This window comes from Hwanghaeella sp. LZ110, assembly GCF_048892525.1.
In the GTDB taxonomy this organism is placed as follows: domain Bacteria; phylum Pseudomonadota; class Alphaproteobacteria; order UBA8366; family Aestuariispiraceae; genus Pacificispira.
Map to the genome: position 1 here is coordinate 1 of NZ_JBLZHT010000017.1, position 6,395 is coordinate 6,395.

The following is a 6,395-nucleotide window of genomic DNA, read 5'->3' on the forward strand; positions in this document are numbered from 1 at the left end:
CATCAGCGACGCCGGTCACGGAGACGGGAAGGGTGGCCGTCGTGGTGGCTGTATCTGAACCATCGGTCGATGTGGCAGTAACCGTGAGGTCAAAATCATCGCTGCTGTTTGCAGGCGGGGTGATCGTCAGGTTCGCCAATTGCGCCGGTGTTAGCGTCGCGACACCATCGGTGACAGTGACGGCTTCACCATCGGCGGTGAGGACTGCGCCGTCTGGAATGCCGCTGATCTCAACAGACAGGGTCTCTGACCCATCAGTGTCGGTCAGGGCTGAACTGATATCGAGCGCAATGGCTGTGTCTTCACTGCCGCTCGCTGCAGATAGGGTCAAAGTCGGTGCGTCTGCACCCGGTGTGATATCCACGTCCAGAGTGTCGCTGGTGATTGCGCGGGCCCCGCCGTCGCTTTCAACCGCGATAGCGTGAACCGTTAGGGAAAAATTACCACTGGCATTCTCTGCGGGGATAAGGCTGAGCCCATTCAATTCTTCTGCTGTCAGAACCCAGGCGCCAGAAACCGCATCATAGTATCCGGCATTCAGGCTGGCCCCTTCCGGTAGGCCGGAAATTGTGATGGCCAGAGTCTCAGAACCGTCGAGATCGGTCAGCGCCGCTGAAATTGTCAAAGGAATGGCAACATCTTCCAGACCAAGAACGGTTTCGCCAACATCCAATGTAGGCGTTGACGCTGTTGTGTCGCGGGCGGGCCCGCCAGATGACCCTTGCCCCTGTTGTTCGCCATTGGACTGGTCGAACCTGTTCGAGGGGTTGCCATCGCGCCCCCCGAAAGGCCGACCCGATCCGTTCGCACGATCAAACCTGTTCACACCATCGCTGCCCAACGCGCCTGATGGCCCCCCTCCGATACCATCATTGCCGAATTCTTCGTTGGTGAAACGATCCCCTTCCGCAAAATTCGTAACGCTGTTTTGTGTGCTGGAATCGCCCGCCGCAGTATCAATGTCTGACAGCGCGTCAGCAATATTCGTGCCCACACCATATTCTTCAAGAAATTCGGGTGCATCCATAAGCACACCATCAAGAAGCTCTATGGAGATAAGAAACCCATCTGTCACGGCCGGCACAAAATCTTTGATAACAATGGTTTCCTGGCCTTCTGTTACGACGACCAGGTCATCGCCAAAGACCGAAATGAATTGTGCCGTCTCCGGATCAAACGATATTCCCAACACGCCGTTCGTAACGACATTGGGAGCCTGAAGGTCAATGACGGTCGAAGACTGCAGAATATGCTCAGGCAGGGGGTTGCCAGTTCCCCCGGACTGCGCGATCGCCACCAATTCAACCAGATCCATTTCAGCCATTTTCGGTCCTTCGTCACCTTGATGTCGTTCTGACGATCAAGTGTGCTATTGCAGATACTATAAAAACCAATTGTACCAAGACACAACGCGTCATGCTTACATTAATCCAGGAAATTCGCACGTTCCTCAGTGATCTTCGTCACAGTTCAACATAAATTCATATCAAATTTTCGATACTTTTCACACAAAACACCCAAAAGCGCGTGATGCAATTTTTGGTCCCATTTCGTTAAATCCAATCTGGCATCCTCAAATTACAGTATTGAGACATCATCCTTCACCGGTTCTGGTAAAGGGATTGCGTCTGATGGACCAAACGAAAGCGCCGCGCCTGTATTGGACGTATGACCTGTATTGGACGCATGCATGGCCCCGTGTTCACCAAAGGGCCCGTGTTCACCAAGGGGTATGCCGTGACCATCAGGATCATGTGGCAAATTGTTCTCGAACGCGCCCTTCGCATCCGACACTAATAGAGCACATGCGCTCAAGGTGTTCGACTCAAGGGCGGCTGGGATATGCGAATTTGCCAAGGGGGCAATCGCCTCGCAATGCGCCATTTCACCATCACTTGCGCCGGAACCAATTTCCGCCCCTATGGGATCATTGATGCAGAAATTAGCGAAATCCAACATTTCCGTCGATCCATCTTGCAGCACGGCGGATCCGTCAACGGCATCTACGTCCATCTCAGCCGTTTCAAGGGAAAACATGATTTCATCAAGTGCTTTTCCACCGCCGAATGCATCCAGGAATTCAATCGCATCCATCGATGTTCCGTCCGACAACGATAATCCGGTCAACATTCCTGTTTCAAGCGCCCCCAAAAAGTCATCAATCACCAGAACCGCGCCATCGTGCTGGAGGATGAATAAATCAGGTCCTTGCAGCAGGATTGTATCAATTGAAGATTGCCCGATAGGGAGGGACAAAGACCCAAGGTCATCGACAGATGTGTTCGTGAGGACGATATGTGTCGCGATGCGGAGCAAATGGGCCGGGATAATGGAGTTGGGACCATTGTCCTCTGACACAACCAGGTCTTCTGAATGATCGGGTGTCGCTTTAAAGGGTATGTTCGCCATGATCATTTTCCCTTCTGGCTGGGTGTTGATGTGCAAGACTGCTCACGTCTCCACACAAATTGTGTCAGAACTGGAGGTTAAGTATGTTCTCCAACGGTCTTATAGTCTGTGAATCCTTATACATACGTAAAGAACGCTATCTTACACTTATAGCTGTGATAAACCCGTTGTGAGTCGCTATCAACAATATTTCTGTAAAATTTTATATTTATTTTATTATAATTTAAGATGAATTCATCATTAATGCTGCATCAAGAGCGAAATATGTCAGTACGGCATCGGCACCAGCGCGCTTGAAACACATCAGTGTTTCCAGAATGCCGCGATCCCGATCCATATATCCAAGATCAAAAGCTGTCCGTAACATACTGTATTCCCCGGAGACCTGATAGGCGAAGGTCGGCAAGTGAAATTCGCTTTTCACCCGTTGCAGAATATCCAGATACGGCATGCCCGGTTTTACCATCAGCATGTCCGCCCCTTCGGCGATATCCAATGCAACCTCTCTCAGTGCCTCGTCGGAATTGGCGGGGTTCATTTGATAGGTGCGTTTATCCCCGATCAGCGCCGTTGATGACCCAACTGCATCCCGGAAGGGGCCATAGAAGCAGGATGCATATTTCGCGGCATAAGCCAGGATGCGAACATCGCTGCGCCCGACATCATCCAGGGCCGCACGAATGGCGCCGATCCGCCCATCCATCATGTCAGACGGGGCCAATGTGTCACAGCCAGCTTCGGCTTGAACCAGGGCTTGCTTGATCAGGCTTTCAACCGTCTCATCATTCACAATCTCCCCCCCGACGATCAGCCCGTCATGGCCATGGCTGGTATAGGGATCCAGGGCGACGTCACAAACAATCATGATGTTGGGGCAGGCTTCGCGCACCGCGCGTGTTGCGCGACAAACCAGATTGTCAGGATTAAAGGCTTCGCTGCCCGCATCATCTCTTAAGATCGGGTCCGTATAGGGGAACAGGGCGATGGCCGGTATTCCGGCATCTTCTGCGCGTTTAACAGCATCAACGATCAGGTCGACGGACATCCGGTCAACGCCGGGCATGGACGGGACGGGTTCGCGCTTGTTGATACCATCGCTGACAAAAAGCGGCCAAATCAAATCAGCGGGCGTAAGGGCATTTTCGGCGACCAGCGCGCGAACGGCAGCATTGGAACGGTTGCGCCGCGGGCGCACGGTAGGATAACGGCCCGGAAAAGCCATGGTAACAACTCCCCGATGGTGAAACTAAATCGGGGCTAGGTTAGCTATGCTTTTACCGGGCCGCAATTCCCTTGGCAAAGGGCCCTGCCTTTATCCAGCCAACCCCGCAAACATGGGGGTATCAACAGGCGATCCATCCGATTGACGCTGCGTCCGGGCGATTACGGGCGTGGCGTTGCGAATGATGTCCAACACAGGACAATGGGCATCGACCGTTCGTTTCAACCGGTCCAACTCTGACTGCGATGCGGGGCTGTCCAGGTCCACCTGAATATCCAGCCCCCTGAGACCAGGCCTGACACCGGGATCCAGTGCAAAAAGACCCCGCAGGTCAATATCCCCCTTTACCGACACCGAAACGCCTTTCAACGGAATTCCAAGACGATCCGCATACAGGCGATAGGTAATCTCCTGGCAGGATGCGATCGCGGCCAGGATTAGCTCTACGGGATTTGGCCCAAGATCCTGACCGCCAAGTGATTTCGGCTCGTCCACGGTCAATATGAAATCGCGGGTTTCGACTTCGCTGTGCAATCCTCGGATTTGACGGGATTGTACCTCGAAATGCGCAAGGGCTTTTCCGGGGTTGTGATGGATCGTCTCTGCCACTTGGTCAAAGACTGCCCCCAGGCCGGTTGTTTGGGCTTTGGAGAGGGTGGCTGTCATCTCAATATCCTCCTTGTGTCCCAATCAAGCCGCTGCTTGTACGGCATCGGCCGCAGCAGCCAGCGCCTGGGTCAGGTCGGCAATGATATCGTCGATATGCTCAATCCCAATCGACAGACGGATATAGGAATCCGTTACCCCGGATTGGTGTTGTTCCTCAAGGCTGAGCTGAGAATGTGTGGTGGTGGCAGGGTGGATTGCCAGGGACCGCGCATCACCAATATTGGCAACGTGATAGAACAGTTCCAGGGCATCAATGAAAGCCGCCCCGGCTGCTTTGCCGCCTTTGACATGGAATCCGACCAAACCGCCATATCCGCCTTTCAGATAGGTCTGGGCGCGTTTTAAATTCTCCCCATTCTGATGGTTCGGGTAAATCACCCGATCAACCAACGGATGTTCGTTCAGGAAATTGACCACAGCCGCGGCATTGCGGGAATGTTCCCGAATGCGGATTGGCAGGGTTTCCAGCCCCTGGATGATCTGAAACGCATTATAGGGTGACAGTGCTGCCCCCAGATCCCGCAACAGGGTGACGCGGGCCTTGATGATATAGGCAATGGGCCCCAGGGGCTTCACAGCCTCTGTCCAGACGGCCCCATGATAGGAAGGGTCAGGCTGGTTCAGATAGGGTTGGCGTTCCTTGTGGTCTTCCCAGGGGAAGGTGCCGCTGTCGACAATCGCCCCACCGATAGAGGTTCCGTGACCACCAATATATTTGGTCGTGGAATAGACAATGATGGCTGCACCATGATCGAAGGGACGGCACAGGACGGGGGCGGCGGTGTTGTCGACAATCAAAGGGATGCCCAATTCGCGACCAATGGCGGCAACTTCACCAATCGGGAAAACCTCCAGCTTTGGATTGGGCAGGGTTTCGGCATAATAGGCCCGGGTCTTGTCATCCGTGGCCTTCCGGAATGCTTCAGGGTCGGTTGGATCGACAAAGCGTACCTCGATCCCCTGATCCTTCAGGGTGTTGGCAAACAGGTTCCATGTCCCGCCATAAAGGTTTGTAGAACTTACGATATTATCGCCGGCGCGGGCAATATTCTGGACCGCATACGCACTCGCGGCCTGGCCGGATGCCACGCCCAGTGCCGCGACGCCACCTTCCAGGGCCGCAATGCGTTTTTCCAGCACATCAACGGTCGGGTTCATGATGCGGGTATAGATATTGCCCAATTCTTCCAGGGCGAACAGTTTTTGGGCATGTTCGGCGCTGTCAAACTGATAGGATGTCGTCTGATAGATTGGCACGGCCACTGCATTGGTGGCTGGGTCAGACCGAAAACCGGCATGCAGGGCCAGGGTTTCTGGGTGTTTAGGGGTATTTGTCATCGTCGCTTTCTCCATTTTAAGGGTCGGAGCCTTAATGCTCCACAGTGGGTTTCCAGCGAGGATCTGCGCCAATCTAGGTCCCGAATGAAAGGACTTCCCTGACGTCGCTTTAGCAGTTGATGACGCGGTGCAAGCTGATCCTCAAATCACCGCGGGCGACCTTGTGCCGAATGAAAGCAGGCCGGTCGCCAAGGCGTCGATCAGAAAGGTTCTCTTGCGGGGATTTATAAATGCGCTGCTAAAGAAGAAGCGGTCAGATTTTGCGCTCTCCAGGGCAACCAAGGCCCGGAAAAACAAAACCGCCGCAGCATAGCCGGGCGGTGCGATGACCAACCCTCTTTAGCTGCATTTATAAAGCGCCCGCAAGCTGAGCTTCAAATCGGCGCTGGAGAGATAGATAAGGGATGTAGATTTCCGGGTCAAGCGGATATTTAAAGCGCTGTCTGGAAGAATGGGCTGTTAGGACGGTGCTTGCAGAAAGGCACCCTTCGAGACGCTGCGCTCCTCAGGGTGAGTGCACGTTTTATGTGTCTATATTCTCACCACCCTCACAGATTTCATCCTGAGGAGGGGCTGTATCGGCGTATCCATTATCAGCATCGTCACCCCGGACGTGATCCGGGGTCCAGAGCGGCAGGCGCGATTTGTGCGTGTGGCCCTGGATACCAAGGACTCACGAAAGAAGTGCAACACTGCTAGAACGGTGTTGCGATGGGAAATTCATATGATCAGCTCTGTCTTTCGGAGCGTATAGAGA

General features: G+C 53.7%; 5 protein-coding genes and 1 riboswitch. All 5 genes read right to left on the reverse strand.

The genetic code is table 11. The annotated features are described in order from the left end of the window. A partial coding sequence (locus tag ACOSDM_RS19910; RefSeq protein WP_420726293.1) for a hypothetical protein occupies positions 1-1,324 on the reverse strand: 1,324 nt, incomplete at its 3' end. Between the two features lie 254 nt (positions 1,325-1,578). Continuing rightward, positions 1,579-2,409, reverse strand: a complete 831-nt coding sequence (locus tag ACOSDM_RS19915) for a hypothetical protein (protein ID WP_420726294.1) — start codon at positions 2,407-2,409, stop codon at positions 1,579-1,581. A gap of 223 nt (positions 2,410-2,632) precedes the next feature. Then, entirely contained in the window at positions 2,633-3,631 is a 999-nt protein-coding gene (gene hemB / locus ACOSDM_RS19920; protein WP_420726295.1) for a porphobilinogen synthase, read from the reverse strand. Between the two features lie 90 nt (positions 3,632-3,721). Continuing rightward, positions 3,722-4,297, reverse strand: a complete 576-nt coding sequence (locus tag ACOSDM_RS19925; RefSeq protein WP_420726296.1) for an OsmC family protein — start codon at positions 4,295-4,297, stop codon at positions 3,722-3,724. A gap of 24 nt (positions 4,298-4,321) precedes the next feature. Beyond that, entirely contained in the window at positions 4,322-5,638 is a 1,317-nt protein-coding gene (locus ACOSDM_RS19930; protein ID WP_420726297.1) for an O-acetylhomoserine aminocarboxypropyltransferase/cysteine synthase family protein, read from the reverse strand. A 318-nt stretch (positions 5,639-5,956) separates the two neighbouring features. Beyond that, positions 5,957-6,034: riboswitch (SAM riboswitch) on the reverse strand. Between the last annotated feature and the right edge of the window lie 361 nt (positions 6,035-6,395).